Source organism: Wenzhouxiangella limi, from assembly GCF_010499265.1.
Lineage (GTDB): Bacteria > Pseudomonadota > Gammaproteobacteria > Xanthomonadales > Wenzhouxiangellaceae > Wenzhouxiangella > Wenzhouxiangella limi.
Genome location: NZ_JAAGSC010000031.1, coordinates 43,330 through 68,529, shown reverse-complemented (window position 1 = coordinate 68,529; position 25,200 = coordinate 43,330). Strand labels below are relative to the sequence as shown.

Genomic DNA, 25,200 nt, shown 5'->3' with positions numbered 1-25,200 from the left:
CCGCTCATGAAGCGGCTTTGACCGAATCGGCGCTGTCGCTACCGCCCAGGGCCTCGACCAGCAACTGGTTGACGCGCCGCACGTAAGCGGCCGGGTCGGCCAGCTCGCCGCCCTCGGCCAGCAGGGCCTGGTCCAGCAGCAGGCTCGCCAGCTCGTCGAAACGGTTTTCATCGTGCTGGTCGGCCATCAGCGAAAGCAGCGGATGGTGCGGGTTGATCTCCAGGTTGGGCGTAACCTCGGGCACTTCCTGGCCGGCCTGGCGCATCATCCGCGCCATTACCGGCGACAGGCCGTGCTCGTCGGCCACCACGCAGGCCGGAGATTCAGTCAGCCGCTCGCTGGGCTGGACGTTGCCGATGCGCTCGCCCAGCGCCTTCTTGATCCGGCCGGCCAGCTTCCTGGCCTCCTCATCGGGTTCGGTTTTTTCGCCCAGTTCGAGCTTGCCGCGCGCAGCCGACTTCAGCGATTTGCCCTTGTATTCGTGCAGATGGCTGACCAGCCATTCATCGATCCGGTCGGTCAGCAGCAATACCTCCACGTTGTGCTTGCGGAAGGCCTCCAGATGCGGACTGTTGCGCGCAACCTTCAGCGAGTCGGCGGTCAGATACCAGATGTGTTCCTGGTCTTCGTTCATGCGACCGATATAGTCGTCCAGCCCGGCCAGATCCTGATCACCTTCCGTAGCCGTGGTGGGAAAACGCAGCAGGCCGGCAATGCGCTCGCGCTGCTCGAAATCCTCGATCACGCCTTCCTTGAGGACCGAGCCGAAAGCGGCCAGGAACTTCTGCCAGGGCTCGCCGCCCTGCTCGGCCAGTTTTTCGATCAGGTTCAGACTGCGCTTGACCACGGTCGCTCGGATCTTTTTGAGCAGCGGCGAGTCCTGCAGCATTTCGCGCGAGATATTGAGCGGCAGGTCGGCCGAATCGATCACGCCGCGCATGAAGCGCAGGTAGCGCGGCACCACTTGCTCGGCGGCATCCATGATGAAAACGCGCTGGATGTAGAGCTTGATGCCCTCGCGCTCGTCGCGGTTGATCAGCATGTCGAACGGCGCCGAAGACGGCAGGTACAGCAGCAGGCTGTAGCGCTGGCTGCCCTCGACGTGGTGATGGGCCCAGCTCAGCGGCGTCTCGGGGTCGCCGGTCAGGCTGGTGTAAAACTCGGTGTAGTCGGTCTCGGAGAGCTCGCTTTTCTGGCGGGTCCACAGCGCCTGGCTGGCGTTGACCAGTTCGGTCTCGGCGCTGTCCTTGTCGGCTTTTGCCTCCTCGCCGTCTTTTTCTTCGGCCGGCTTGTGCAGGCGAATGGGAAAGGCGATGTGGTTGGAGTAGTGCTTGATGATGCGCCTGAGTTGCCATTCCGTCAGCAGATCGCGGTGCTCTTCGCGCAGCTGCAGGGTGATGGTGGTGCCCTGCTCGGGCCGATCGATGGTCTCGATCTGGTACTCGCCGTCGCCGGACGAAGTCCAGCGCACCCCGGCATCGGCCGGCTCGTCGGCGCGACGGGTTTCCACGGTGACCTTCTCGGCGACGATGAAAGCGGCGTAGAAACCGACCCCGAACTGGCCGATCAGGCGTGCATCCTTCTGCTGGTCACCCGAAAGGCTTTCCAGGAACCGGCGAGTCCCCGAGCGCGCAATGGTGCCGAGGTTCTCGATAACCTCGTCCCGGTTCATGCCGATCCCCCGGTCGCGCAGGGTCAGCACCCCGGCCTCGGCATCGAATGCGATGTCGATGGCCAGGTCATGGTCGAGACCTTTCAGTGCATCGTTGGTCAGGGCCTCGAAACGCAGCTTGTCGCTGGCGTCCGATGCGTTGGAAATCAGCTCGCGCAGAAAAATCTCGCGATTGGAATAGAGCGCGTTGATCATCAGCTTAAGCAGCTGATGGACCTCGGTATCAAAGGTCCGGGTTTCGATGGCTGGCGCGTCTGTCATGGCAGATCTCCTCGTTGATCGCAAACCGGGATTAAGGTGTCGGTGGTCTGGATTTGGGCGCTTGCAGACCGATTTCAAGTCTGGTCCCGGGCTCAGGACGGTTTGCATCCGCTCGCCGGGCCGACCATAATTGTCGGCTCACCAGCCCAGAAGGATCTGCGGCCGGTTGCTGTCGCTCCTGGATAGCCCGGCCAACCCAGCATGAGAAATCACTACCAGATCACCATCACCGACTATCGCGGCGCCCGGCATTTCACCCTCAACCAGCTGATGCGGCACGGCCTGCTGACCGCGCTGGCGGTGCTGGCCCTGATTCTGGTGGCCGGCTCGGCGATCATTCATGAGCTCACCGGGCGGGTTGGCAACCTCAACGACGAGCTTGCCGAACTGGAAGCCGAGCGCACGCGCGTCGAGGCCGAACGCCAGACGCTCGCCGCCGAACGCGACCAGCTGGAGTCGGAAGTCAGCGACAAGACCATGGCCCTGCTCGCACTGGGCGACGAGCTGGAAAACATCGAGATCATGATCGGCCTGCGCGCCGAACCCGAACGCCCGCTGGCCCAGCGCGTCGACACCGCCAGTCAGACCGCCTTCGAAAAGCGTCTGATGCTCAACAGTATCCCGTCGGGGTTGCCGTTGCAGTCAGAACGGGTCACCAGCGAGTTCGGCATGCGTCGCCATCCCATCGAAGGCCACATGGCCCTGCACGGCGGGATCGACTTCAGCGCACCGCGTGGTACCCCCATTTATGCCACCGCCGACGGTGTGATCGAGTGGGCCGGTCATCATGAAAGCAGCGGCATGGGCAAGATGATCCGGCTGATGCACAACTACGGCTTCTCGACCGTATACGGTCATCTTGACCAGATCGAGGTCAAACCGGGCAATTACGTTCGGCGCGGGGATCTGATCGGGTACTCCGGAAACACCGGCGCATCCACCGGTCCGCACCTGCATTACGAAGTCCGCCACCTCAACCGGCGGCTGGATCCGGCCACTTTCCTGCGCTGGTCCATCTCCGAGTACGACATTCTGTTTGCCAACGAGGATCGGATCGAATGGGAATCATTGGTCGAAATCATTCGAAGCAAGGCAAGAGCAACGGAACGACCGTCATTGCTGCCGGTACAGAGCTGGTCGGCAACCTTGCCCTAGAGGACAATCTCCACATTGACGGCCGCATCAGTGGCGACGTTGAATCCAAGGCCGAGGTCGTCATCGGCCAAGCCGGGCACATGGAAGGCCGGGTGCAGGCAAAACGCGTGCTGGTCAGCGGCAGCTTCGACGGCACCATCGAGGCCGAGCGTCTCGAGATCGTCGCCTCCGGGAAGGTCACCGGCGAGGTGACGGTCGGTCAGCTGGTGGTGGAGTCGGGCGCCCACTTCAACGGCACCAGCCGGATTCGGGGCGACGAACCGCCGCGCCAGCTCACCCACGCCAGCGAGCCGGCATCAGATCAACCAGAACAACCATCCGCCGGGGAAAGCAAAGCCCCAGGCAAAAAAGCATCAAGAAAAGAAAGCGCAGACGAAACAGCCTGATCGTAAGCCGGAGCGGGCCTCGTTCAGGCGGCCCGCTCGAGCTTGCGCCTGATGTAGATGGTTCGCTCCACGCGCGCGACCACCGCGTCTTCCCGGTCCCGGATTTCGACCGGGTGCTTTACCAGAAACGCGCGCTGGCGCAAGGCCTCGGTTCGGGCGTGCTCGAAATCGCTTTCCTCGAGACGAAACTCGGCCGCAACCGTACCGCGACCGGGACGAACGAAGTCGATCGCCGCCGACTTGTCCCAGACCAGGTAATCCGGACCGAGATTTTTGATGTACATCAGCATGTAGAACGGATCGGTCATCGCGAACAGCGACCCGCCAAAATGGACGTGGACGTAGTTGCGATTGAGCAGCCCCAGACGCAGTTCAACCCGCGCATGGCGGAAGTCATCACTGATGCGGCGCACGCGAATGCCGGCCGCCAGATACGGCGGCCAGACATTCATCAGCCAGCGGAGATGGCGCGCTTTCAAAACGCGGCCGGGCCGTCCGGGACCGCGACCCCTGGGACCGAATCAGGCGCTCTTGCGGCTGAGCTTTTCCTTGATGCGCGCGGCCTTGCCTTCCAGATTGCGCAGGTAGAACAGTTTGGCCCGGCGCACCCGCCCGCGACGCTTGACCTTGATTGACTCGATCAGCGGGCTGTAGGTCTGGAAAACGCGCTCCACGCCGGTGCCGTGGGAAATCTTGCGCACGGTAAACGCCGAGTTCAGCCCGCGGTTGCGGCGGGCGATGACCACGCCTTCAAAGGCCTGCAGGCGCTGGCGGTCGCCCTCGCGAACCCAGATGTTGACCACGATCGTGTCCCCAGGAGAGAAATCCGGGATTTCGCGCTGGGTCTGTTCCTGGTTGATTTCGTCGATGATGGTGCTCATGTCGTTATCCTGATCGCTGTTGGGCCCGATCGCGCGGGCAGGCAAGCCCATTATTTTAACCCGCTTTCGCTCGGTTTTGCACCCTTTTCCGATCCAAGTTTCTTTGCCGCAGCGCGTTCGACCTCGCTGACCGGATACCGGGCGAGCAGGTCCGGGCGTTGTTGCCGGGTCCGGTGCAGTGCCTCGGCCAGCCGCCAGCGCTCGATTCGGGCGTGGTCTCCGCTGAGCAGAACCTCAGGCACATCCCGCGATCGCCAGGACGCCGGCCGAGTGTAGTGGGGGCAGTCCAGGCGTCCGCCGACGAACGAATCCCGAAGCGCGGACTCTTCGTGGCCCAGCACGCCCGGTTGCTGCCGGATCACGGCGTCCATGACCACCGCAGCCGCCGGTTCCCCGCCGGAAAGCACGTAGTCACCGATTGACCATTCCTCGTCAACCAGCGTCTGCAAAACGCGTTCATCGACGCCCTCGTAGCGCCCGCAAAGCAAGATCAGGCGCGCGCGCCCAGCCAGCTCGCTGACCCCGTCATGATCGAGCACCCTGCCCTGCGGACCGAGGAAGCTGACCGGCGCGGCGATATCCTCGGCCAGCACCGCCTCGATACAGCGCGCCAGCGGTTCGGGGCGCATGACCATCCCGGGCCCGCCACCGTAGGGGCGATCATCGACGCTGCGATGGACGTCTTCGGTAAAATCCCGGGGATTCCAGCAGTGCAGACTGATGGTGCCCTGCGCCATGGCACGTCCGGTCACACCGAGCCCCTTGAGGCTCTCGACCCATTCCGGAAACAGGGTAATGACGTCGATTCTGCGCAGCCCCGCCACCTTCAATCCTCCCACTCCCGCGGCCAGTCGACCCGGACCTGGCCTGCAGCGAGATCGACCTCACGAATAAACCGATCGGGCACAAAGGGAATCAGGATGGTCTTTTTGTCCTCCCCGACAACCTGGAGGACATCGTGCGCCCCGGTCGGCAGAAGGCGGGTAATGCGGCCCCAGCGATGACCCTGGAGATTGAAAACCTCCAGATCGATGAGATCGTGCCAGTAGTATTGTCCGGGTCTGGGATCGGGGAGCTGCGAACGGCCGACGAGAATCGAGGCGTCGGCCAGGGCGGCCGCTTTTTCCGGGCAATCAACGTCGGGCAGCCGGGCGACAAGACGTTGGCCGGAGCGTTTCCAGTCAAGCAGGGCGACGGCCCGGTCAGGTCCGCCGAGATACCAGGGCTGATACGTGAACAGCGCTTCGGGCGGATCGGTCCAGGAGTAGACCTGGATCCATCCCTGAACGCCCCAGGCGCCGAGAATGCGGCCGACGACGACCGTATCCCCGGCGGACCCGGCGTTCATCAGGCTGCTGCGGACTGCTGCGCCTTGCGGGCCTCGATGACCAGGTGACTGACACGCTCACTCATCTGCGCACCCTCGCCGACCCAGTGATCCACCCGATCGGTGTCCAGCCGAAGGCGCTCTTCCTGACCGCGGGCTACGGGATTGAAGAAGCCGAGCCGCTCGATATTGCGGCCGTCCCGGCCGCTGCGGCTGTCGGTCACCACGATTTGATAAAACGGCTGCTTTTTGGCACCGCCACGGCTTAAACGAATCTTGACCATCAAAAACTCCTGCGAAAAACTGGTTGTTGTAACGGCAAACTCGCCATTCTATCGCGCGGACGCTGCAAAAGGAAGCCTGATCGCCCCGCTCAGAAGGGCATGCCGCCGCCGGGCATACCGCCGCCCCCGGGAAGTCGCTTCATCATCTTCGACATCGCGCCCTTGTTGCCGACCTTTTTCATCATTTTCTGCATCTGCTTGTGCTGCTTGAGCAGGCGATTGACGTCCTGGATCTGAAGGCCGGAACCCAGGGCAATGCGGCGCTTGCGAGAACCCTTGATCAGGTCCGGATAGCGCCGCTCCTTCGGGGTCATGGAATTGATCACGGCGATCATGCGTCGGGTCTGGCGATCATCCATCTGGGCACGTGCCGCCTCCGGCAGGCGGTTCATCCCCGGCAGCTTGTCGAGCATCGAGCCGACGCCACCGAGCTTTTCCATCTGCTGCAGCTGTTCTTTGAGGTCGTCCATGCCAAAGCGTCGCGAGGCCTTGCCGACCTTGCCGGCCAGGGCGCGCGCTTTTTTCTGGTCAACCTTGCGCTCGACCTCCTCGACCAGGCTGAGGACGTCGCCCATGCCCAGAATCCGCGACGCCAGACGATCGGGATGAAAGGGCTCAAGCCCGTCAATCTTCTCGCCCGTACCCAGGTACTTGATCGGCGCGCCGGTGATCTGGCGCACCGACAGGGCAGCCCCGCCGCGGGCATCGCCGTCGGTCTTGGTCAGGATCACGCCGGTCAGGGGCAGCGCCTGGTGGAAGGCCAGCGCCGTATTGGCGGCGTCCTGGCCGGTCATGCTGTCGACCACGAACAGCACTTCGGCGGGATCGATCGCGGAGTGAATCCGGCGAATTTCATCCATCATCGCCTCGTCGACCGCCAGCCGACCGGCGGTATCGACGATCACGACCTCGGCAAAGCGGCGCCGGGCTTCGGCCACCGCATCGGCGGCGATCCGGACCGCGTCAGCGGTCTCGGCAGAGCGAAAGAAATCCGCTTCCACCTGGCCGGCCAGGGTTTCGAGCTGATCGATGGCCGCCGGTCGATACACGTCGCAGCTTGCCAGCAGTACGCGTTTGGCGTGGCGTTCCTTGAGCTGGTGGGCCAGCTTGCCGGCGGTCGTCGTCTTGCCCGCGCCCTGCAGGCCGGCCAGCAGGATCACCACCGGCGGCTGGCGATCGAGGTTCAGCCCGACCTGCTCTTCGCCAAGCAGACGCTTGAGCTCTTCGTGCACCACCTTGACCAGCGCCTGCCCCGGCTTCAGACTGGCCGTCACTTCGCGGCCGATTGCCCGTTCGCTGACCTGGGCGATGAAGTCCCTGACCACCGGTAGCGCCACGTCGGCTTCCAGCAGGGCAACGCGCACCTCGCGCAACGCCTCGCGGATATTGTCCTCGGTCAGCCGACCGCGCCCGCGCAGACGCTCGAGAGACCCGGTCAGGCGTTGACTCAACTGATCGAACATGGCAGCAGCTTACCCTTGGGAAAGAACACAACGAATCATTATACTGGTCGTCCGATGCTCATTCGAAAACGAGGTTGCCCGATTTGTCCGCCAGCGCATTGATTGCCCTTCTTGCCGGCCTGCTTTACCTGGGCGCGGGCTTCGGCCTGGCCAGAGGCCATTATCTCGATACCAGCCGCTGGCGGCGGGCGGCGATCCTGCTGGCATTACTGGCGATCGTCGGCCATGCGGTATTCGTGTGGTTACGCCTGGCCACACCCATGGGCCTGGACGTCAATTTTGTCAATATCCTCTCGCTGGCGACCATGATGATCGCGCTGGTGCTCGTGCTGACCGGCGTGGGCACCCGGTCCATGGAGGCCGGCATCCTGGTGTTTCCAGGGGCGGCACTGGTGCTCTGGCTGCAGTGGCTGGGGCATCCCGGGGCAATGTACCTTGGCCATCTGCCGGCAATGCTCAAGCTGCATATCCTGACCGCGCTGATGGCGTTCAGCCTGCTGACCATCGCCGCCCTCAACGCCATCCTGCTGTGGATCCAGGATTATCTTCTTCGGCATCCACGGCCGATCCGCCAGCTGGAAATGCTGCCGCCACTGGTGGTGCTGGAGCAGCTGATGTTCCGCCTGATCCTGGCCGGCTGGCTGTTGCTGACCGTGGCCCTGGCGGCCGGACTGACCTTCGTCGACGACCTGCTGGCCCAGCACCTTCTGCACAAGACCGTGCTGTCGGTGATTTCCTGGATTCTGTTCGGTCTGCTCCTCGGCGCGCGCTGGTGGCAGGGCTGGCGCGGGCGCCGGGCGGTCAACTGGACCCTGGTGGCCATGGTGACGCTGGTGCTGGCGTACTTCGGCAGCAAGTTCATCCTCGAGCAGCTGCTGGATCGCTCATGGACTCGAACCGCCCTGGCCCTCACCGGGCTGGGCTGATCCGCGCTCGATCATGCCAGCCAGCTGATCCATCAGCTGCGGCCAGTCGACCAGGCGCCGATGGCCGACGATGTCCAGGTGCGGCAAGCCGCGTCCCTCGACGATCAAAAAGCCGCCGGACTCGTGCGGCGCGACGCCGTCGATGTGGCAGATATTGTTGGCCAACCGACACGCCAGTCCCGCCCGGCGGTACGGAAAATCCTCGAACAGCCGCAGAATCGTGCCAGAGATCACGGCGCTTCCGCCACCGCCCAGGCTCGACAGGTTGTCGACCGCCCGCTGGCTGATGCGCCGCCGGGGCACATCTTCATGCGTATACAGTCGCGCATCCATGGCGGCCGGACGCCAGTTGAGCAGCCGCAGGTCGTGCGCCCAGCCGGAAACCTGGCCTTCCATCCGGCCGAAGCCGAAAGCACCGGTGAGTTCAAGCAGGTTCAGACGTTCCAGTTCGATTTGGGCTGAGAGCGCCGGCGCGCTGCCGAGCAGCCGCTCGATGACCAGCTGCTCCACGCCGATCCGTCCGGAGAAAGCGTCGATCTCGATCCCGCCGGTAAAGGCCAGTCGCTGGTCGCGATAGGTCACACCGGGAAACCGGCCCGCGAGCCGGCCGCCGAGCTCGGGCAGGTCCAGGGCGCGCGTGAGCCGGGCCAGATCGACCGGCTCGATACGCGCATCCAGCACCAGCTGCGACTCCAGGTCCGGCGCCACCAGCAAAGCCAGCCCGTCGATCACCAGAGCCCCGTCGAACAGGGCGACGCGCACCGGCTCGAGCAGGCGCAGGCCGACTTCGTCGTAATGCAGCCGCGCCTGCGCCCCGCCCAGGTCAAGCCCCAGAAGCGCCAGCGCCTCCCAGCCGAAAGCGATCCGCAGTGCCTCGTCGGTTCCGCTGAGTTCGCCACTGAGCCCCTGAACACCGGCGCGACCGCGCGAATCGCGCAAGCTCACGCCCTCGGCCCGAAGATCAATCCGCCCGGCGCCCGCGCGCGCCCAGTCCAGGGTGCCCTGAATACGCCCCCGAGCGGCCAGGTCCGGAAACCCGACCGCGGCTGCGGGCCCGTCCAGCCAGCGGGGCCAGAGGGTTGCCAGGTCCACGTCCAGCGCATCAACGCTCAGCCGCTCGGGCTGCCAGCCAGAATCGCTGTCGGCCAGCGTCGCGCTGCCCGACAGCGTCAGACCGCCCGGGTCGCTGAGCCGGAGGCGGGAAACCTGAATCTTTCCCGGCTCGGCGAGCCCAAGGTCGGCCTCCAGTGCCAGGGGTTGTTCGGGCGGCGGCAGGTAGACCGGACCCAGCAACAGTTCGCCGGCGGTTTGCCGGAGCGAGACCCTGAATTCCGCCTCGCTGGCCGCGCTGGCCACCTCCAGCTCCAGTTCGATCCCGTCACCCGCCGCAAGCCCGTCAGGTGTGTCGAAAAACGCGCCGTCCACCGCCAGCTCGCCGCGAATGCCGTCTTCGTCAACGCGCACCGTGCCGGTCGCAGCACCGCCCAGCGCGCTCAGCGCCAGCAGCGGGTCGATCATCGGAGCAATGACATCGAGATCCAGACGGTCCAGACGAAGCACCGCCCCCGCTTCCTGCGACCAGTCCAGCTCGGCCAGCAACTGGGGATGCTCCAGCCGAATCCGATACCCTCCAGCCGGACCGAGCGCAATCGTCAGATCCAGCTCTCCGTCCAGCGCCAGCCACTCCTCTGGGACAGCCAGCTGCCCGCCGCTGCAGCCGGCGCCGCCTCTTGCCCAGGCCCAGCGTCGACAGGTCAGCGCCAGGTCCCCGGACGGCAAACCATCACCCAGGCCCAGGCCGGTGAGCTCGACCTGCAGTCCGGGCGAGCGCTCCTGCCCCGGCAAACGGCGAAGTTCCAGCGCCTCCCAGGACAACGGGCCGAGCCGGCCGGGACCGGACTGCAGATCGAGCACGGACGCGGCCCCGACCGCGCAGGCCCCCAGGCACAGGCCCGCAACCAGCCTCTTGCATTGACGTGGGATCCGGCTATATTGACCCGATGAGTTCATCTGCCGACAAGATCCTGGGCCGGTTGAGCGTGCTGGTCGTGGACGATCACGACATCAACCGCGAGTTTCTGCACGCCGGCTTGTCCGGCGTGGTCGGCGAGGTCGCCGCGGCCGAGGACGGACGGGCCGCCGTGGCGCTGTGCCAGCGCCGGCGCTTCGACGTGGTGCTGATGGATCTTCATATGCCGCACATGGACGGTCTGATCGCGTGTCAAAGCATACGCCAGTCCGAAAGCCCCTCGCAGAATGCCACCATACTGATGCTTACCGCCGACGCCAGACCCGAAGAGCGCGCCCGTCTGCTTGACCAGGGCGTCGACGGCTATCTCAACAAGCCGATCACGATCCCGCAACTACTGGCCGCCATCCTGGAGCAGGTCGCACCCGGCGTCGAAGCCCATGCGCTGCCTCAAACCCGGCTTGAAGAAACCCGCCTGATTGCCCCGGAGCAGGCCCTGGATGCTGCCAACGGCGATCCTGCGCTGGTGGCCCGCATGAGCCGCCTGTTTGCCGCCGAACTGAGCGAAAAACTGCCCGAGCTGGATGCCATGATCGGCAGCGGCGAGCATGCCCGGGCCGCCGAATTGCTGCACCAGTGGCGCGGTGCCTGCGGGTTTGCCGGCGCGGCGCGGCTGCATCAGGTCTGCGGCGACCTGCGCCAGTGCCTGCTGCAGCCAAACGAACCCTCAGCGGGCAGCGCTTACGTGGAATTCCTGCGCACCGCACAGGCCACCGGTCAGGCGCTCAGCGTTCAGGAAACCTCGCCGGCCTGAGCGACACCGGTCTGCATCGCCCGCTTCATCTCGCGCACGGCCGCATCCAGACCGATGAACAGCGCGCGCGCGATCAGCGCATGTCCGATATTGAGTTCGCGCACACCCGCCAGCCCCGCGACGGCGCCCACATTGTCGGCATGCAGGCCGTGACCCGCGTTGACCTGCAGGCCGGCCGCCAGACCCGCGGCGACAGCACGGCGCAGACGGTCCAGTTCGCGCTCGGTCTGCTCTCCCCGGCTTTCCGCGTAGCAGCCCGTGTGCAGTTCGACCACGCTCGCACCGGTCGCCTGTGCAGCGGCAACCTGTTCGGGCTCGGGGTCGATGAACAGCGACACCCGAATCCCGGCAGCTGACAGGCGACGGCACGCTTCCTCGATCCGCGACGGCTGCCCAAGCACGTCGAGTCCGCCCTCGGTGGTCAGCTCCGCCCGGCGCTCCGGCACCAGGCAGACATCGGCCGGACGGATTCTTTCGGCGATCGCCAGCATCTCGTCGGTCACGGCCATCTCCAGATTCATGCGGGTCTTGAGCCGGTCGATGAGGGTCACGACATCGGCATCCTGGATATGGCGACGATCCTCGCGCAGATGGATGGTAATGGCATCGGCACCGGCCGCCTCGGCCACGGCGGCAGCCTCGATAACCGAGGGATAGGACGTGCCCCGCGCCTGGCGCAGGGTGGCCACGTGGTCGATATTGACGCCAAGCAAAGGCGAAGTCATTGCGTGCTCCTGAACAGTTCTCGGGTTTTCAGTATCCGTCCGTCCAGCTGGTGATCCAGCAGAACACGGGTGATGTCGCGGGCCTGGCGCCGATGCTCGAGGCTCGCATCCCCGCCTTGGGAAAGGGCCAGTATGGCGGCTCCGGCGTAAACGTTGCGGGCCAATGGATCGACCGCGGTGAATCCCGCTTCCGGCTCCAGCCGATAGTGGCCGTCGGGCTGGATCGGCCGGTCGGAATGCGCCTCGCGCTCGAAATCCGGCGCCACGCCCAGGGCGTTGAGCAAGTCCAGTTCGAACGCGCGCAGCGACCCCCCCAGCCCGGCATCCGACCCCAGCGCATGCAGCAGGCCGGCGTAGGCCGCAAACAGCTCCGGCAGCGGCTCATCGCGCCCGATCAGCGTCAGCAGCAGTTCGTTGGCGTAGAGCGCGCACCACAGCGCTCTGCCGTTGAGCGCCGGACGGGGGCCGGTCTGTTCCAGCCGGACCAGCGTGCCCAGCTCGCCGCGCCGCAGCCACTCCGACTCCAGCGGCACGAAAGGCTCGCCGAGACCCCGCCAGGCCGAGCGTGCCGACCGCGCGCCGCGCGCCACCAGGCCCACCCGGCCATGCTCCTGGCTGAACAGTTCGATCAGCAGGCTGGTTTCGCGCCAGGACCGTCGGTGCAAAATCCAGCAGTGCTGTGAGACCAGCCGACTCAAGACGGCTCAGTCGGCGAAGCCCAGCTCGTCGAGCGCGCGCTCGTCGTCGACCCAGCCGGCGCGGGTGCGAACATGCAACTCCAGGTGTACCGGCTGGCCGAGCAACTCGGCCATCTCGCGACGAGCGCGCGAACCCACCCGCTTGAGAACCTGGCCCTGGCGGCCGATGACCATGCCCTTGTGACGATCTTCAGCGACCACGATCAGGGCGCTGATCCACAGTCGGCGGGCCTGTTGCTCGTAGCGCTCGACCTGCACGGTCAGGCCGTAGGGAATTTCCTGGTGCAGCTGCAGCATCAGCTGCTCGCGCACCAGCTCTGCGGCCAGGAAGCGCGCCGGCCGATCGGTGAATTCGTCGGCCGGATAGAACGGTTCACCCGGCGGCAGACAGGCAAACAGTTCATCGACAAGATCGCCCAGGCCATCGCCTTTGCTGGCGGTCGTGTACAGCACGGCAGTCGGGGTCAATCGGGACGACAGGCGGGCGGTCATTTCGAGCAGACTGGAACGATCGTCGAGCAGATCGATCTTGTTGATTACCAGCACACGCGGTCCAGGGAAGCGTGCCACCCGATCGGCCACCAGGTCGTCCTCGGCGGTCCAGTGCGCGGCATCGATCACCATCACCACCACATCCACACTGTCCAGGGCCGCGACCGCGGTGCGATTCAGGCGCCGGTTGAGGCCATGCGGGCGGCGCTGATGCAGCCCTGGCGTGTCGACCAGGGCAATCTGGCCGCGCGCCTCGGTCAGCACGCCGACAAGCCGGTGGCGCGTGGTCTGCGGCTTGTGGGTAACAATGGCCAGATGCTCACCGACCAGGGCATTGAGCAGCGTCGACTTGCCCACGTTGGGCCGTCCGACGAGGGCGACATGGCCGCAGCGGCGCTCAGTCATCGGGACCACCAAGGCTCCGATCCAGGATGGCCTGGTAAGCCAGGCGTGCCGCCGCCTGCTCGGCCTTGCGCCGGCTGGCGGCCTCGGCCCGGACCGGTGCAACCAGGTCTCCGACCGTGCACTCGACCAGAAAGCGCTTGGCGTGATCGGCGCCGCTTTCGGCCAGCACGGTGTAAACGGGAAGTCCATGACCGCGCGACTGCAGCAGTTCCTGCAGCCGGGTCTTGGGATCTTTCAGCTGGTCCGCATCGGGCAGTCCGGCCAGGCGTTCACCGATCAGCTCGGCCACGACCCGGCGCGCGGCCTCGAAGCCGCCGTCCAGGTAGACCGCACCGATCAGCGCCTCGACCACGTCGGCGAGGATGGATTCGCGGAGAAAGCCGCCGCTGCGCAGTTCCCCCTGGCCCAGACGCAGGTAGCGACTCAAGTCCAGTTCGCGGGCGATTTCGGCCAGGGTGATATCGCGCACCAGGCGCGAGCGCAGGCGACTGAGATCACCTTCGGTGGCGTGCACCCGGCGATGGTAGAGCAGATCGGCCGCCACCAGGTTGAGCAGGCTGTCGCCGAGAAACTCCAGGCGCTCGTAGTGGCCGGCGCCGAAACTGCGGTGCGTCAGCGCCCGCGTCAGCAGCGACGGATCGCGGAACCGGTAGGCGATGCCCGGAAGCTGATCGATCTCGCTAATTGCTGAGCGGCTCGACGCGGTGGAAGCGGATAATGGCATCGATATTGCCGATCAAGTGCTCTTCGACTTCATAACTGACCACCAGGTTGACGCCGTCGCCGCGCACGACGCGCACATCCTCAGGCCGAACATGCTTGACGTAGCTGACGTCCATGCGGGTCATGAGATTGCGCCGTACGGTCTGGGGCGGCATGTTGGCGGTACCGGGTTCCGATGCAACCGCCTTCATTTCGCTGACCACCGAGAAATGGTTGAGATAGATCGGGACCAGCTTGATGCCCATGTAGGCGGCAAACAACACCAGGGCCAGGACCAGGAGGAACCCGATCAGCGTCATGCCCCGTGTGCGATTGATCTGCTTCATTGTCCCGATCCCCATTCAGACTGGCAATCATTGAATCTTATCACCAATCCGTTCCCAGACCACGCAGCCGCGCCCGCAGTCCCAGTGCATCCAGATCCACGTTGCACGACCGACAAGGTTCTCTTCGGGCACGAAATTCCAGGCCCGGCTGTCGAGCGACTGATCGCGGTTGTCGCCCAACACAAAGTAGTGGCCTTCCGGCACCGTCCAGGTCCGCACCCCACGGTCGGGCTGGTCGGGAAAGATGAGTATCGAGTGGGGTTCCTCACCGAGATACTCCAGTCGCTCGATCGGCGTTCGGCCGGGCGGGTTGCGGTTCAGCCCCTCGCCCTCCCAGTGGCCCAGCGGTTCCTGCTCTACCGGCTCGCCGTTGATGAACAACACCTTGTTGCGGTAGGTAATGGAGTCGCCCGGGAGGCCGACCACGCGCTTGATGTAGTTGACCCGCTCATCTTTGGGAAAGCGGAAGACCATGACGTCGCCGCGTTCGGGCTCGCCGGTTGAAATAATCTTGCGGTTGAGCACCGGCAGTCGCAAACCGTAGGAAAACTTGTTGACGACGATGAAATCGCCGATCTGCAGGGTCGGGATCATCGAACCCGACGGAATCTTGAACGGCTCGAACAGAAACGATCGAAAGACCAGCACCAGCAGCAGGATGGGAAACAGCGAGGCCACGCTGGCCAGCCAGTGCGCCGGGCCGGATTCGGTCTCGCCGAAGCGGCGTCGTATCCAGAAACGTTCCAGCACCCAGAGCAGACCCGTAATCAGGGTCAGAACGGTCAGAATCAGGGCATAGTCCATGAAAGATTGACGTCTTTATTTATCGTTATCGGTGCGCAGCACGGCCAGAAAGGCTTCTTGCGGAATCTCGATCCGACCGACCTGCTTCATGCGCCGCTTGCCGGCCTTCTGCTTTTCCAGAAGCTTGCGCTTGCGGGTCACGTCACCACCGTAGCACTTGGCGGTCACGTTCTTGCGGTAGGCCTTGACCGTCGAACGGGCAATGATATGCGATCCGATCGAAGCCTGGATGGCGATGTCGAACATCTGGCGCGGAATCAGTTCGCGCATGCGCTCGGCCAGCTCGCGCCCGCGTCGCTCTGCGACATCGCGATGCACGATCGTACTCAGGGCATCGACCCGCTCGCCGTTGATCAGCAGATCCAGGCGCACGAAGGGTCCGGCCTGGAATCGAACAAAGTCGTACTCGAACGAAGCAAACCCGCGTGAGCAGGACTTGAGGCGATCGAAAAAGTCCATGACGACTTCCGACAGCGGCAACTCGTAGGTCAGCTGCACCTGGCCGCCGAGGAAGCGCATGTCCTTCTGCGTCCCGCGCTTTTCCTCGCACAGCCCGATCACCGCGCCGACGTGATCCTGCGGCACCAGGATATTGGCCAGGATCACAGGTTCGCGGATTTCGCTGATCTTGTTGGCCGGCGGCAGGCCGGCCGGGTTGTCCAGGGTCGCGATCTCGCCGTCGGTCAGCGCCAGTTCATAAATCACCGTCGGGGCGGTGGTGATCAGATCCAGATCGTACTCTCGCTCCAGGCGCTCCTGCACGATCTCCATGTGCAGCATGCCGAGAAAGCCGCAGCGAAAACCGAAGCCAAGGGCAACCGAGGTCTCCGGCTCGAACTGCAGCGCCGAGTCGTTGAGCTGCAGCTTGTCCAGCGCCTCGCGCAGATCCGGATAGTCGCTGGAATCGACCGGAAAAATGCCGGCAAACACCCGGGGCTTGAGCGGCTTGAAACCCGGCAGGGGAGCTTCAGCCGGCTGACGCGCGCGGGTGAAGGTGTCGCCGACCGGCGCGCCGTGGACCTCCTTGATGCCGGCGGCCACGAACCCGACCTGGCCGCAGCCGAGGACCTCGGTCGGGGTGCGCTTGGGATTGAAGATGCCAATCTGGTCGGCCTGGTGCTCTTCTCCGGTCGACATCACGCGAACCTTCTCGCCCCGCGTCAAGCGACCCTGCTTGATCCGGATCAGCGAGTTGACGCCGAGATAATTGTCGAACCAGGAGTCGATGATCAGCGCCTGCAGCGGGCCTTCCTCGGCATCGACAGGCGGCGGAATACGCGCCACGATGGCCTCGAGCACCTCGCGAATGCCGAGTCCGGTCTTGGCGCTGACCAGCAGGGCGTCGGAGGCATCAATGCCGATGATGTCTTCGATCTGGTGGCGGACCCGGTCGGGATCGGCGGCCGGCAGGTCGATCTTGTTGATGACCGGAATGACCTCCAGACCCTGCTCCACCGCCGTATAGCAGTTGGCCACGCTCTGGGCTTCCACGCCCTGGGCGGCATCGACCACCAGCAGCGCGCCCTCGCAGGCGGCCAGCGACCGCGAGACCTCGTAGGAAAAATCGACGTGGCCGGGCGTGTCGATGAAGTTGAGCTGGTAGCGATTGCCGGCGTCGCAATCGTAATTCAGGGTGACGCTCTGGGCCTTGATCGTGATCCCGCGCTCGCGTTCGATGTCCATCGAATCGAGCACCTGCTCGGCCATCTCCCGCTCCGTCAAGCCGCCGCACAGCTGGATGAAACGATCGGCCAGGGTCGACTTGCCGTGATCGACGTGGGCGATGATGGAGAAATTGCGGATTCGGGCTATTTGACTCATGGTCCAATAATTTCGCCGCCCCCGGCCGAGCCAGGGGCGGCGTATCTCAAAGACCCGATTATAGCGGCAAGCAGGCCCGGCAAGCCGGGCTGCATCGCTCAGTCATCGGTCTCGGGCGTGTAGGCGACAAAGGTCGTCGAACCGTTCGGGCTGTGCAGCAGCAGCGCGACCGAGCGCTCCGGCTCCAGATCCTCGACGATCGCTCTGAAATCAGCCATCCCGCCGATGCTCTGGTTGTTGATCATCAGGATGACCTGCCCGCGGCGCACGCCGGCCCGGTAGGCCGCATCGCTTTCCACGCCGCTGATGACCACACCGCCGTCGGGGTCGCCGAGCTGCTGCCGGGTTTCAGCGTCGATGGACTCGACGGCCAGACCCAGGGCGTTGCTGGGTTCCCGGTCGGGGCCTTGCGACCCCTGGGCCATGGCTTGTTCCTCATCGAGCTGCTTGATCGTCACCTGCTTGGTGATTTCCTCACCCCAGCGCGACAACACCACCGGCACCTCGCTGCCGGGCCGGACCATCCCGACCAGCGGCGGCAGTTCGGAGAACACGTCCAGCGGCTGGCCGTTGAACTCGACGATCACGTCGCCAACCTCGATCCCGGCCTCGGCCGCAGCACTATCGGGCTCGACGCGGTTGACCAGCGCCCCGGCCGGACGGTCGAGGCCGAGGGCGTCGGCTTTTTCGCGGGTGATGACTTCGATCCCGACGCCGAGATAGCCGCGCGAGACCCGACCGTATTCGAGCAGCTGGTCGATGGAGTTGCGCGCCACCTCGATCGGAATCGAGAACGACAGGCCGATATTGCCGCCGCCGGAACTCAGGATCCAGGAGTTGATGCCGACCACGGTTCCGTCGGTGCGAATCAGCGGCCCGCCGGAGTTGCCCCGGTTGATCGCCACGTCGGTCTGGATGAAGGGGACGTACTGCTGACGACCCTGGGTGCGGCCCTTGGCGCTGACGATGCCGGCCGTGACCGTCTGCTCGAACGAAAACGGTGAGCCAATGCCGATGACCCACTCGCCAACCCGCAGATCACTCGAATCACCGAAATCCAGCGTGGGCAGATCGTCAGCATCAATGCGCAGCACGGCCACGTCGGTCTGGGCGTCCGAACCGATCACTTCGGCTTCGAACTCGCGCCGGTCGGCCAGCCGCACCACGACCTGGTCAGCCTCATCAATGACGTGGTGGTTGGTCACGATCAGCCCGTCTTCGGAAATAATAAAGCCGGAGCCACCGCCGCGCCGGTCAGGCCGTCCCCCACCGGGGCCTCCTTCGCCGAAGGGAATGTCGAAAAAGCGACGGAACATGTCGGGGATATCTTCGCCCGGATCGTCGGGCGCCTGCTGGCGCTGGGTGGGCCGGGAGCCGAAGCGGATGGTCTCGACGTTGACCACAGCCGGGACGGATTCCTCGACCAGGTCGGTGAAGTCCTCACCCGGCTGGGCCCAAGCCTGCGGCAGCGCCAGCCCCAGCCCCAGAACGAATACGGTCAATGATTTGTTCAACATGCAATCTCCATTTGAGGGTAGTGCCTCGAGTTCAGATGTGGCCTTGGTCGGGGCCCGATTCAAGCCTCGGACGGCCCGCCCCTGCAGACAGTGTTTCCACGATGGGGTTCAACGCCCCCGTGCGCCGGCGAGCGACAAAGACCAGCGCGAGCGCGGCTGCCGCCAGACCGCCGAGCAGGCTCAGCACATCCTGTTCCCAACCCGGGGCCAGGAGCGTAGCAGTCGCGGCTGCAGCCAGAATGAAGACCACCACCGGCAGGCCGTAGATCACGACCGCCAATCGCACCAGCGTGCCGGACCGGATGCCGACGCGCACCGGCTGTCCCGGCGCCAGTCGGTGATCTGTAGGCAAATCCAGCTCGGCCCGGCGGCCGGCGAACAGCCGACTGAACACGCCCGCCCCACAGCCCTCGCCCCGCAGGCAGCGCTGACAATGCGTCAACGGTTCGAAGCGAATCCGGGCGGCAGCTTCAGTGGAATGCACCACGACGCCGGCCTGCCAGACATGTCCCGACGAGGTCATGACCGACGCCGGCGATCAGCGGTCGGACCCGGACTTATCACGCCGCTGTAACTGCTGGGCAATCAGGGCAACGGTGGCCGGGGGGACTTCTCCGACCACCGTGACGCGGTTCTGCTCAACCATGCCGGTGTAGACGTGGACCGGGCCGATCGCGTCGATGCGTTCGCTCGCCTGTCCGCCTCCGGCCTCTTCAACGTAGACCGAGAAACTGGTCAAACCATCGCTGAAAAGAAGGTGCTCGAAAGGCCGGCCTTCGGCACTGACCCCGCTTCCCACGCTGGCCAGGCGAAAGCCGTCGGGCAGGCGCGCAGGCGTCCAGGACGCCTGCCGCAGTTCCGACGCAGCCGCCGGCGGCGGCACCGAATGTTCGTCCATCGTGGCTTCCGGCGCGTCACGCACTTCAATGGCCGGGGCCAGCTCACTGTCGCTGATCGGCACACCCAGCTCGATATCAACAAAGGTCAGTTTCTGCAAATGCCGGCCGGCGTGATCCAGCAGGGCAGACCGCAGCAGCATGCCGGTTTTTTCTTCCAGCCAGAACCGGTGGCCGTAGCGGAACTGATCTCGGGGCCGAATCTCGATCACCCGGGTATTCATGCCTGCGACCCGCTCGGTACCGGCAAAGTCCATGCGATAGGCCAGGATGGGACTCGAAAGCTGGCTGACCGGCAGATGCGGCAAAAGCCGGGCCCCGATGCGACCCTCCACGATCAGCGGCTGATTGCCCTCCAGCAGCGTCCGCACCTGATTGCCCTCGCGCAGGATCTCGCGCGGCTGGCCGTCCATGGAATAGATTCGTTCGCGAATGCCGTTTTCGTCGGCGCGGTGAATGATGCGCAGGGTGTCGACATGGCCGTTGCGCATGTGCACCAGGGTGCCACGGTAGTTGAGCGAATCAACCGCCCTGGACATTCGATCCAGCCAGGCGCTGACGTCTTCGTCGGCCTGCGCCGGAACCATCGCCAGGCCGCTCAGCACCAGGCCGAGCAGCCCACTTCGCCAGCTCCTGCCCGGCTTCATCGTTTCAGCGGCCCCGCGATCCTGCAGGCGCCGAATCCGGCTTGGCCTGCGGCGCGGACGGCAGGTTGCCCGCGCCGACCACGATCGGAACGTAGGAGACGAAACCCGAGCTGCCGGCAGCCTGGTTATGACGCAGCAGGTAGGTATTGAGCCGCTGGCGGTCCGCGGCCGAGGTTTCGTTGAGGCTGACGGGCACCAGCGGCTGGTTGAACGGCCGATCCAGGGCCGTAGCCTGACTGACAAAGCCGGGCTGGTCGGCTGAACGCTCGCCCTGGCTTTGTTCGAGAACGCTGGAGTTGATGCCCACCAGCGCCGCGACGGCCACGCTGGCGGCAATCGCCATGCCGCCGGCCGGCTTGAGCCATCGGCCAAGCGCGGAGTCCCTGCGCTCCGGCAACGCCGGCTCGTCGTCCAGGGCGGCAGCGACGCGGCCGGCGAGACCCGTCTCGCCGGCAAACTCGCGCTGCAGGCAGGCCTTGATCACGTGATAGCGTTGCCATCGATCCGCCAGTTCGCGGTCGCCGGCCAGGCGCCGCACCAGGAAATCGCGCCCCCGGCGCTCGAGTTCACCGTCCATCAGGCAGGAAAGCTGCTCTCGGTTGGCTTCAGTCATGATTACTCTCGTTATTCCGTTTCACTGGTTGTCAAGCAGCGGTCTGAGCCGCTGATCGATGGCTTCGCGGGCCCGAAAAATTCGCGAGCGCACGGTGCCGATGGGGCACTCCATGGTCGTTGCGATTTCCTCGTAGCTCATGCCTTCCATCTCGCGCAGGGTGATGGCGATCCGCAGGTCTTCCGGCAACTCGGCAATCGCATCATGAATGGTCTGCTCGATCTCTTCTCGCAGTAGCTCGTGTTCGGGCGAAGCGCGATCCTTCAGCCGCGAATCAACCTGGTACTGTTCCGCGTCACCGGCGTCGACATCCGACTGCGGCGGACGGCGGCTCTGCGCCACCAGGTAGTTCTTGGCCGTGTTGATCGCGATCCGGTACAGCCAGGTATAAAAGGCGCTGTCGCCGCGAAAGCGCTTGAGCGCCCGGTAGGCCTTGATGAACGCCTCCTGGGCAACATCCATGGCCTCGGCATGGTCCGAAACGTAGCGCGACACCAGGCTGATGATCTTGTGCTGGTACTTCAATACCAGCATGTCGAAGGCCCGCTTGTCGCCTTTCTGGACTCGCTCTACCAGTAGCTGATCAACTTCCCGTTCGCCCATTGGCCTTGTCTTGCGGCTGTCCGACGATCGGGACACTGTTCTGGACAGCGGCCCGATCGATTAGTTTCGTGTCGCGAGGAGTGAAGCACGGGAAGAATAGCATGGGCGCCCCTGCAGTCCGCCCGGCGCGGTGCGATAATGGCAGCCACTATCGAAAACCATCGAAAAGGCTTCCAAGCACATGAGCAAACAGCAGCAGATTCTCGATCGACTCGGCATTCCCGACCTCCAGCCCGGCGCCTGTTTCGGCCCGGGGCAGTGGTCCACGCCTTCAGCTGACCGCGCCTTCGAGGCCATCAACTCCGCCAACGGCCAGGTCATCGGCAGAATCAGTGCAGCCACCGAGGCCGATTATGACCGCGTCATCACCGTGGCGCAGGAAGCAGCGGAGGCCTGGAAGATGATCCCCGCCCCGGTTCGCGGCGAGGCGGTGCGCCGGGTCACCGATGCTCTTCGGGACTACAAGGATCCGCTCGGCAGCCTGGTCGCGCTGGAAATGGGCAAGATCAAGCCTGAAGGCGACGGTGAGGTTCAGGAAATGATCGACATCGGCGACTTCGCCCTCGGCCAGTCGCGCATGCTCTACGGCAAGACCATGCATTCCGAGCGGCCGGGCCACCGGATGTACGAGCAGTGGCATCCGCTGGGCGTGGTCGGCGTGGTCACCGCGTTCAATTTCCCGGTCGCGGTCTGGGCCTGGAACGCCCTGCTCTCGGCGATCTGCGGCAATGCCACGGTATGGAAGCCGTCACCGAAAGGCGCGCTGTGCTGTGCAGCCGTCCAGAACATCGTCAACGAAGCGCTGGCCGATACCGACTACCCGCCGGTGTTCACCTCTTTCATGGAATCGGGCCACGAGCTGGCCGGGCGATTCATCGATGATGAGCGCGTCGCCCTGATGTCGTTTACCGGCTCCAGTCAGGTCGGCCGCATGGTCGGCGAGCGCGTTGCTCGGCGCTTCGGCAAAAGCCTGCTCGAACTGGGCGGCAACAACGCCATCATTCTCGACCCAACCGCCGATCTCAAGATCGCCATTCCGGGCATCGTATTCGGCGCGGTCGGCACCGCCGGTCAGCGTTGCACCAGCACCCGCCGCCTGATCGTGCATGAATCGATCGCCGATGATGTCAGCGATACCCTGGTCAAGGCCTACCAGCAGGTCCGTATCGGCGACCCGCTGGAGCCGGGCACCTTGATGGGCCCGCTGACGGACGCCGCGGCCGTCGAGCGCTTCGAGCAGGCCGTCGCGCGCGCCCGCCAGGCCGGCGGCGAAGTCCTGACCGGCGGCAAGCGCATCGAGGGTGAAGGCTTTTTCGTCGAACCCACCATCATTCGCGCCGAAAACCACTGGGACATCGTCCAGGAAGAGACCTTCGCGCCCATTCTGTACGTCATTCGCTACAAGACCCTGGAAGAGGCCTTGCAGTTGCACAACGACGTCCGTCAGGGCCTGTCCTCGGCGATTTTCACCACCGACCTGCGCAGCGCCGAATACTACCTGTCCCACCGCGGTTCGGACTGCGGGATCGCCAACGTCAACATCGGCACCTCGGGCGCCGAAATCGGCGGCGCCTTCGGCGGAGAAAAGGAAACCGGCGGCGGACGCGAGTCGGGCTCGGATGCCTGGAAGGCCTACATGCGCCGCCAGACCAACACCATCAACTGGTCGACGGAACTGCCGCTGGCCCAGGGCATCAAGTTTGGCCTCTGAGCAAGCCGGCGGCGCGGCGGGACTGCGATGTATCGCTGGCTGAGAAAGGGCATGTTCCTGCTGTCGCCGGAGACAGCGCACGAGGTCGCGGTGCGCGCCATGGCGGCCGGGCAGCTGACCGGCATGAGCCGGGTCTTTGCCGGCCCGCGTCCTGAACATCCGGTCGAGCTAATGGGGCTGAGCTTCCCCAATCCGGTCGGCCTGGCCGCCGGCTTCGACAAGAACGGTGATTTCATCGACGCTCTGGGCGCACTCGGGTTCGGTCATATCGAGGTCGGCACGGTGACCCCCAAACCCCAGCCGGGCAACCCCAGGCCGCGCCTGTTCCGGCTGCCTGAACACGAAGCCATCATCAATCGCATGGGGTTCAACAACAAGGGCGTCGATCACCTCGCACAACGCCTGCGACAGGTTCGGTACGACGGCGTGGTCGGCGCCAATATCGGCCGTCAAAAAGACACGCCCACCGACCAGGCGGCCGGAGACTACCGGATCTGCCTGGAAAAGCTTTACGGGGAGTGCGACTACATCGCCGTCAATATCTCCTCGCCCAATACCCCCAACCTGCGCGAGCTGCAGGACACCGGGCCGCTGAAGGAACTGCTGGAAGAACTGGTTCAGGCGCGGACCGCGCTGCAGGCCAAAAGCGAAACCTACCGCCCAATCGTGGTCAAGATTGCGCCGGACTGGAATCAAAAGGCCCTGGATGCGGCGCTGGAAGTCATCGGCCATTCCGGGCTCGACGGTCTGATCGCGACCAATACCACGCTGGGCCGGGCCACGGTTGAAGACCACCCCAATGCCGAACAGACCGGCGGCCTGAGCGGCCGGCCACTCATGGCTTCATCCACCGAAGTCCTTGCCCGCGCCCGCGTTGTCCTGGGTCCCGACTTTCCCATCCTGGCCTCCGGTGGCATTCACTCCGGCGACGATGCCCGGGAAAAGCACGCGGCGGGCGCCGACCTGGTCCAGCTTTATACCGGCTTTATCTACGAAGGCCCCGGACTGATCCGCGCCTGCACCCATGCCTGGGGCAAGAGCGCGCCCCATGCCGCAGCCTGAGCGCAGATTCGACGCCGACCTGGCGGCGCTGAGCACCTTTCGGCTGCCAGCCCGGGCGGCAGAAGTCATCTTCCTCGACAATCTTGATCAGCTGGCGGGGCTGTCCTACGGCCACCCCCTCCTGGTGCTGGGCGGGGGTTCAAACACGATCTTTCTGGCCAACTGGACGGGCACGGTGCTGGTCAACCGTCTACGCGGCATTTCGGTGGAACGCGCCAGCCAACGGGACAGCCGCGTGCGCGTTGCCGCGGGCGAGAACTGGCATCGACTGGTTCGCTGGTGCCTGGACCACGGCCTGCACGGTCTGGAAAACCTGGCTCTCATCCCCGGCTCGGTGGGTGCAGCCCCGATCCAGAACATCGGCGCCTACGGCGTGGAAATTGCCGACGTGCTCGAGTCGGTCACGGCCTGGGACTGGCGGCAAAACCGCCTGCGACAGCTTCCCGCCGAAGCGTGCGGCTTCGGTTATCGCGCCAGCCGTTTCCGGGACGCAGACCGGGGCCGCTTTCTGATCACTTCCATCACGCTGCGTTTGCGGCATGAATTCAGGCCGCAGATCGGCTACCAGAGCCTCGCGGCCGAACTCAAGCGCCGTCATGGCGATCGGATTCCCGGACCGCGGGCGCTTACTGCAGCCGTCATGCGACTGCGCCGCCACCGCCTGCCCGATCCGGCCCGGCTGGCCAATGCCGGCAGCTTTTTCAAAAACCCGGTGGTCAGCGGAGATTTTGCCTCAAGCCTGCTTTCCGACCATCCCCACCTGCCCCACTGGACGATGGCCGACGGTCAGGTCAAGCTGGCCGCCGGCTGGATGATCGAGCAACGCGGCTGGAAGGGAAAGTCAGTGGGCGCCGCGGCCGTCTACCCGAATCACGCCCTGGTCCTGATTAACCGCGGCGGGGCTTCGGCGCAACAGCTGGGCGCGCTGGTCGATGCGATCAGGGCCGACATTCAAAGGAGTTTCGGCGTTCGGCTGGAGCCGGAACCCATCCTGATCGGCCGCGCCTGACGCCCGGCCG

The 25,200-nt window shown here is 64.9% G+C and carries 27 protein-coding genes; 7 read left to right on the top strand and 20 right to left on the bottom strand.

Features of this window, described 5'->3' with window-relative positions:
• Window positions 1-4: 4 nt before the first annotated feature.
• Window positions 5-1,933: a molecular chaperone HtpG gene (gene htpG, locus G3I74_RS01910; protein WP_164209749.1), complete on the bottom strand. Its 1,929-nt coding sequence runs from the start codon at window positions 1,931-1,933 to the stop codon at window positions 5-7.
• Between the two features lie 201 nt (window positions 1,934-2,134).
• Here htpG and G3I74_RS01905 point away from each other — a divergent pair, with 201 nt between their 5' ends.
• Together G3I74_RS01905 and G3I74_RS01900 are read left to right on the top strand one after the other, a co-directional pair.
• On the top strand, window positions 2,135-3,088 hold the full coding sequence (locus G3I74_RS01905; protein ID WP_164209746.1) for a M23 family metallopeptidase: 954 nt from the start codon (window positions 2,135-2,137) through the stop codon (window positions 3,086-3,088).
• Entirely contained in the window at window positions 2,992-3,474 is a 483-nt protein-coding gene (locus tag G3I74_RS01900; protein ID WP_164209743.1) for a bactofilin family protein, read from the top strand. The genes G3I74_RS01905 and G3I74_RS01900 overlap by 97 nt, the downstream gene beginning before the upstream one ends.
• 23 nt (window positions 3,475-3,497) lie before the next feature.
• Here the strand turns inward: G3I74_RS01900 and G3I74_RS01895 are convergent, their stop codons facing one another.
• The 6 genes from G3I74_RS01895 to ffh form a co-directional block, all read right to left on the bottom strand.
• Window positions 3,498-3,926 (bottom strand): DUF4442 domain-containing protein, encoded by a 429-nt coding sequence (locus G3I74_RS01895; RefSeq protein WP_164209739.1) that lies wholly within the window; start codon window positions 3,924-3,926, stop codon window positions 3,498-3,500.
• Window positions 3,927-3,995: 69 nt separating this feature from the next.
• Entirely contained in the window at window positions 3,996-4,355 is a 360-nt protein-coding gene (gene rplS, locus G3I74_RS01890) for a 50S ribosomal protein L19 (protein WP_164209736.1), read from the bottom strand.
• Window positions 4,356-4,405: 50 nt separating this feature from the next.
• Window positions 4,406-5,170: a tRNA (guanosine(37)-N1)-methyltransferase TrmD gene (trmD, locus tag G3I74_RS01885; protein ID WP_164210259.1), complete on the bottom strand. Its 765-nt coding sequence runs from the start codon at window positions 5,168-5,170 to the stop codon at window positions 4,406-4,408.
• Window positions 5,171-5,181: 11 nt separating this feature from the next.
• Window positions 5,182-5,703, bottom strand: coding sequence for a ribosome maturation factor RimM (rimM, locus tag G3I74_RS01880; protein WP_164209733.1), 522 nt, complete (start codon window positions 5,701-5,703; stop codon window positions 5,182-5,184).
• Window positions 5,703-5,966, bottom strand: coding sequence for a 30S ribosomal protein S16 (gene rpsP, locus G3I74_RS01875; protein ID WP_164209730.1), 264 nt, complete (start codon window positions 5,964-5,966; stop codon window positions 5,703-5,705). The genes rimM and rpsP overlap by 1 nt, the downstream gene beginning before the upstream one ends.
• 89 nt (window positions 5,967-6,055) lie before the next feature.
• Entirely contained in the window at window positions 6,056-7,429 is a 1,374-nt protein-coding gene (ffh, locus tag G3I74_RS01870; RefSeq protein WP_164209727.1) for a signal recognition particle protein, read from the bottom strand.
• 74 nt (window positions 7,430-7,503) lie between these two features.
• Between ffh and G3I74_RS01865 the strand changes: the two genes are divergently transcribed.
• Window positions 7,504-8,355 (top strand): cytochrome C assembly family protein, encoded by an 852-nt coding sequence (locus G3I74_RS01865; RefSeq protein ID WP_164209707.1) that lies wholly within the window; start codon window positions 7,504-7,506, stop codon window positions 8,353-8,355.
• Here the strand turns inward: G3I74_RS01865 and G3I74_RS01860 are convergent.
• Entirely contained in the window at window positions 8,314-10,269 is a 1,956-nt protein-coding gene (locus tag G3I74_RS01860; RefSeq protein WP_164209704.1) for a hypothetical protein, read from the bottom strand. The genes G3I74_RS01865 and G3I74_RS01860 overlap by 42 nt on opposite strands.
• 86 nt (window positions 10,270-10,355) lie before the next feature.
• Here G3I74_RS01860 and G3I74_RS01855 point away from each other — a divergent pair, with 86 nt between their 5' ends.
• On the top strand, window positions 10,356-11,138 hold the full coding sequence (locus G3I74_RS01855; protein WP_164209702.1) for a response regulator: 783 nt from the start codon (window positions 10,356-10,358) through the stop codon (window positions 11,136-11,138).
• On the opposite strand, the gene pdxJ is transcribed toward G3I74_RS01855, so the two are convergent.
• The 12 genes from pdxJ to rpoE form a co-directional block, all read right to left on the bottom strand.
• The gene (gene pdxJ / locus G3I74_RS01850) at window positions 11,117-11,863 is read right to left on the bottom strand and encodes a pyridoxine 5'-phosphate synthase (RefSeq protein WP_164209699.1); all 747 of its coding nucleotides are present in this window, start codon (window positions 11,861-11,863) and stop codon (window positions 11,117-11,119) included. The genes G3I74_RS01855 and pdxJ overlap by 22 nt on opposite strands.
• On the bottom strand, window positions 11,860-12,561 hold the full coding sequence (gene recO, locus G3I74_RS01845; RefSeq protein ID WP_164209696.1) for a DNA repair protein RecO: 702 nt from the start codon (window positions 12,559-12,561) through the stop codon (window positions 11,860-11,862). The genes pdxJ and recO overlap by 4 nt, the downstream gene beginning before the upstream one ends.
• A 6-nt stretch (window positions 12,562-12,567) precedes the next feature.
• On the bottom strand, window positions 12,568-13,458 hold the full coding sequence (gene era, locus G3I74_RS01840) for a GTPase Era (protein WP_164209693.1): 891 nt from the start codon (window positions 13,456-13,458) through the stop codon (window positions 12,568-12,570).
• Window positions 13,451-14,182 carry a ribonuclease III gene (gene rnc / locus G3I74_RS01835; RefSeq protein WP_164209690.1) on the bottom strand — a complete coding sequence of 244 codons (732 nt, stop codon included), beginning with the start codon at window positions 14,180-14,182 and terminating at the stop codon, window positions 13,451-13,453. Before rnc ends, era begins: the two co-directional genes overlap by 8 nt.
• The gene (locus G3I74_RS01830; protein WP_164209687.1) at window positions 14,139-14,507 is read right to left on the bottom strand and encodes a DUF4845 domain-containing protein; all 369 of its coding nucleotides are present in this window, start codon (window positions 14,505-14,507) and stop codon (window positions 14,139-14,141) included. The genes rnc and G3I74_RS01830 overlap by 44 nt, the downstream gene beginning before the upstream one ends.
• A 27-nt stretch (window positions 14,508-14,534) precedes the next feature.
• Window positions 14,535-15,311 (bottom strand): signal peptidase I, encoded by a 777-nt coding sequence (gene lepB, locus G3I74_RS01825; protein WP_164209682.1) that lies wholly within the window; start codon window positions 15,309-15,311, stop codon window positions 14,535-14,537.
• A 15-nt stretch (window positions 15,312-15,326) separates the two neighbouring features.
• Window positions 15,327-17,132 carry a translation elongation factor 4 gene (gene lepA / locus G3I74_RS01820; protein ID WP_164209679.1) on the bottom strand — a complete coding sequence of 602 codons (1,806 nt, stop codon included), beginning with the start codon at window positions 17,130-17,132 and terminating at the stop codon, window positions 15,327-15,329.
• A 98-nt stretch (window positions 17,133-17,230) separates the two neighbouring features.
• Entirely contained in the window at window positions 17,231-18,649 is a 1,419-nt protein-coding gene (locus G3I74_RS01815) for a Do family serine endopeptidase (protein WP_164209677.1), read from the bottom strand.
• 31 nt (window positions 18,650-18,680) lie between these two features.
• Window positions 18,681-19,172: a SoxR reducing system RseC family protein gene (locus G3I74_RS01810; protein ID WP_164209673.1), complete on the bottom strand. Its 492-nt coding sequence runs from the start codon at window positions 19,170-19,172 to the stop codon at window positions 18,681-18,683.
• Window positions 19,173-19,187: 15 nt separating this feature from the next.
• Entirely contained in the window at window positions 19,188-20,192 is a 1,005-nt protein-coding gene (locus G3I74_RS01805) for a MucB/RseB C-terminal domain-containing protein (RefSeq protein ID WP_164209670.1), read from the bottom strand.
• 4 nt (window positions 20,193-20,196) lie between these two features.
• On the bottom strand, window positions 20,197-20,805 hold the full coding sequence (locus tag G3I74_RS01800) for a sigma-E factor negative regulatory protein (RefSeq protein ID WP_164209667.1): 609 nt from the start codon (window positions 20,803-20,805) through the stop codon (window positions 20,197-20,199).
• Between the two features lie 21 nt (window positions 20,806-20,826).
• Window positions 20,827-21,408, bottom strand: a complete 582-nt coding sequence (rpoE, locus tag G3I74_RS01795) for an RNA polymerase sigma factor RpoE (protein ID WP_164209664.1) — start codon at window positions 21,406-21,408, stop codon at window positions 20,827-20,829.
• 181 nt (window positions 21,409-21,589) lie between these two features.
• Here rpoE and amaB point away from each other — a divergent pair, with 181 nt between their 5' ends.
• The 3 genes from amaB to murB are packed head-to-tail and all read left to right on the top strand — an operon-like array spanning window position 21,590 to window position 25,190.
• Window positions 21,590-23,119 (top strand): L-piperidine-6-carboxylate dehydrogenase, encoded by a 1,530-nt coding sequence (amaB, locus tag G3I74_RS01790; protein ID WP_164209661.1) that lies wholly within the window; start codon window positions 21,590-21,592, stop codon window positions 23,117-23,119.
• Window positions 23,120-23,146: 27 nt separating this feature from the next.
• Entirely contained in the window at window positions 23,147-24,181 is a 1,035-nt protein-coding gene (locus tag G3I74_RS01785; protein ID WP_164209658.1) for a quinone-dependent dihydroorotate dehydrogenase, read from the top strand.
• Complete coding sequence (gene murB / locus G3I74_RS01780) at window positions 24,168-25,190, top strand: UDP-N-acetylmuramate dehydrogenase (RefSeq protein ID WP_164209655.1); 1,023 nt, start codon at window positions 24,168-24,170, stop codon at window positions 25,188-25,190. The genes G3I74_RS01785 and murB overlap by 14 nt, the downstream gene beginning before the upstream one ends.
• Window positions 25,191-25,200: the final 10 nt, after the last annotated feature.